At 62.1% G+C, this 391-nt stretch carries 1 protein-coding gene; it reads left to right on the top strand.

From position 1 onward, the window contains the following. Window positions 1–50: 50 nt before the first annotated feature. Window positions 51–391: rhomboid family intramembrane serine protease (locus EN780_RS38355; RefSeq protein ID WP_133373049.1), on the top strand; the 341-nt coding region annotated here is incomplete at its 3' end.

Genomic DNA, 391 nt, shown 5'->3' with positions numbered 1-391 from the left:
GGGCGCCCTTGCTCTAAAGCTCGCCAATCGAATCCCTGGACCCGTTGTGAATGAGCGAACCGGTTAGCCCTTCGGAAATCGAACAGACGGATGACGCGCCCGAGCCGCGCCGCGAACCGATATTCAATCTGCCGCCGGTGGTGCTGGCGGTGATCGGCATCTGCGTCGTCGTCCACCTGATCCGCGTTTACGCGCTCACCGACGATCAGGATTTCGCCCTGCTGGTGCGGGCAGCGTTCATCCCGGTGCGCTATTCCTGCCGCTACGATCTCGATGTCTATGCTTTCACCAGCCCCTTCACCTATGCCTTCCTGCATGGCGGGCTCGCGCATCTCGTGATCAACATGGTGTGGCTGGCCGCTTTCGGCTCGCCGTTGGCGAACCGCTACGG

It is taken from the genome of Mesorhizobium sp. M4B.F.Ca.ET.089.01.1.1 (assembly GCF_004022605.1).
Classification (GTDB): domain Bacteria; phylum Pseudomonadota; class Alphaproteobacteria; order Rhizobiales; family Rhizobiaceae; genus Mesorhizobium; species Mesorhizobium abyssinicae.
This window is presented reverse-complemented; position numbering and strand designations above follow the sequence as displayed.